This is a genomic window from Kitasatospora sp. NPDC059571 (assembly GCF_042735675.1).
In the GTDB taxonomy this organism is placed as follows: Bacteria; Actinomycetota; Actinomycetes; order Streptomycetales; family Streptomycetaceae; genus Kitasatospora.
In genome coordinates, this window is record NZ_JBHWBW010000746.1 from 1 (window position 1) to 2,225 (window position 2,225).

Annotated in this window: 3 protein-coding genes; 1 reads left to right on the forward strand and 2 read right to left on the reverse strand. The window is 79.7% G+C overall.

The annotated features are described in order from the left end of the window. A partial coding sequence (locus tag ACFV0G_RS38570; protein ID WP_380558318.1) for a hypothetical protein occupies positions 1–264 on the reverse strand: 264 nt, incomplete at its 3' end. A gap of 285 nt (positions 265–549) precedes the next feature. Between ACFV0G_RS38570 and ACFV0G_RS38575 the strand changes: the two genes are divergently transcribed. Continuing rightward, entirely contained in the window at positions 550–1,473 is a 924-nt protein-coding gene (locus ACFV0G_RS38575) for a DMT family transporter (protein ID WP_380558321.1), read from the forward strand. Between the two features lie 53 nt (positions 1,474–1,526). Here ACFV0G_RS38575 and ACFV0G_RS38580 read toward each other — a convergent pair. Then, the coding region (locus tag ACFV0G_RS38580; protein WP_380558325.1) for a class I SAM-dependent methyltransferase at positions 1,527–2,225 on the reverse strand (699 nt) is incomplete at its 5' end.

Genomic DNA, 2,225 nt, shown 5'->3' on the forward strand with positions numbered 1-2,225 from the left:
GCCGGCGGCGCCGAGCCGGACCACGGGCCAGTCGTGCTCGACGACGGTGGGGTGCCGGAGTCCCCCCGCGCCGCCGCCGCCGCGGCCGGGGGGGGCGAGCCGCTCGTCGCGGGCGTCCCGCTGGGGGGGGTCGTCGCCGGGGCCCACGACCGCGAAGACCGGGGCTCCGACCGCCGCCCCTGCACCGAGCGCCGCGAGGTAGGCGTCCACGGCGGCCCGGTCGTAGCCGCGCCGCACCAGGTCGAACCCCTCGAACTCCGCCATGCGTCCTCCCCTGTTCCGGCCGCCCCGCCGGTCGGCGGAGCGGCGGCCACCACGGTACGCCGGGCATCGCCGCAGCGTGGCGGGCGGGCTGTGTAGGGTGGGCGGCATGCATCTGGCTGTTCTGCCACCGCCTGCCGCCTGAGCGGGCGGCACGGCCAAGGAGACCGACAGTCCGGGTGAGGCCCGCGGGGCCCCCGGGTCGGCCGGTGCTGCCCGCAGACGGGACCACCCGACCGGCACCTCTGTGGGAGAACACCCTTGTCCGCATCGCGTACCGCCCTGCCCGTGGGGCGTGGACTGCTCTACATCACCTTCTCCGCGACCGCCTGGGGCACCGCCGGTGCCGCCGCGGCGCTGCTCTACGGCGGCAGCGGGCTCGGCCCGCTGGCCCTGACCTTCTGGCGCTCGCTCGGCGGCGTCGTCCTGCTGCTGGCCGTCCGCCCGTTCACCGGCGGCGCGGGCCGGGCCGGCCGGGCGGCGCTGCCGTGGCGGCGCCGGCTGCCCCGGATCCTGGTCAACGGGCTCGGCCTGACGCTCTTCCAGGCGGCGTACTTCGTCGCCGTCCAGCGGACCGGCCTGGCCGTCGCCACCGTGGTGACCCTCGGCTCCGCCCCGGTCCTGATCGCGGTCGGCGCCCGGCTGACCATGGGCGAGCGCCTGGGCGGGACGGGCACGGTCGCCGTGGGCGGCGCGCTGGCCGGCCTGGCGGTGCTGGTGCTCGGTGACGGCGCGGCGGCCGGCGTCCACCCGGACGGTGTGCTCTGGGCGCTGCTCTCGGCGTCCGGGTACGGCTGCATCACGCTGTACACCCGGCGGCTCGGCCGGGCCGGCGAGGCGGAGAGCCCCCGCGCGACCACCCTGTGGTCGTTCGCGGTCTGCGCGGTCTGCATGCTGCCGTTCGCGCTGGCCGAGGGCGTCCTGCCGCAGGCGGCCGGCCTCGGGCGGACGGTGCTGCTGCTCGCCTACCTGGCGTCGGTGCCGACCGCCCTCGCGTACGGCCTGTACTTCGCGGGCGCGGCCGTCGTACGGGCCACCACGGCCTCGGTGATCGCCCTGATCGAACCGGTCAGCGCCACCGCGATCGCCGTCCTGGTGCTCGGCGAGCACCTGACCACCGCCACCGCGGCCGGCACCGCCGTCCTGCTGGCGTCCGTCACCGGCCTCGCCCTCACCGAGGCCCGGCTGGCGGTCCGCACCCGTCCGGCCTGACCGGCCACGGCCCGGACCGGCCGGCGCCACGGCCCGCTCCGGCGGATGCGCCGTCAGGCGCGCTGCAGGGCCAGCAGGCGGTACTGCGGGTCGGGGCGCGGCCGGTCCTGGTCGGGGAGGGCCGCCAGGTCGCGGCAGAGCGCGGCGGCGCGTTCGAGGCCCGCGGCGCGGGCCCAGGGGATGCGGCCGGCCTCGACCGCCGTCCGCCAGGCCCGCGGGCTGCGGCCCTGCCCGGTGCCCCGGAAGGCCGTCTCGCCGGCGGGCCGCAGGCCCAGGCCGTGGGCGAGTGCCGCGATCCGGTCGGGGCGGTCGGCGGCGCCGGCCGCGTGCTCGCGGCGCAGCGGGGCGGTGAGGCGGGCGATGTCGCTGTCGGTGGTGAAGGCCGCCCGGTCCTTGTCCACGGTGGTGACCAGGCGGCCGCCCGGGCGCAGCACCCGGGCGGCCTCGGCCAGCACGGGTTCGGCGTCGTCGAGCAGGTGGAGCAGCCAGACCAGGACGACCGCGTCCAGGCGGGCGGCACCGACCGGCAGCCGGGCGGCGTCGCCCAGGACCACCCGCCGGGGCAGCCGGCCGGCCGCGACGGCGGCCATGCCGGCCGAGCGGTCCACGCCGACGACGGCCCGGCCGGGCCGGTGCAGCCGGGTGGTGACGATGCCCGTGCCGCAGGCGAGGTCGAGCACCGTGCGGGCCCCCGCCCGGAGGTGCCCGTGGAGGGCGCCCCCCCGCGGCGCGGCGCCCCCCCCCCCCCCCCC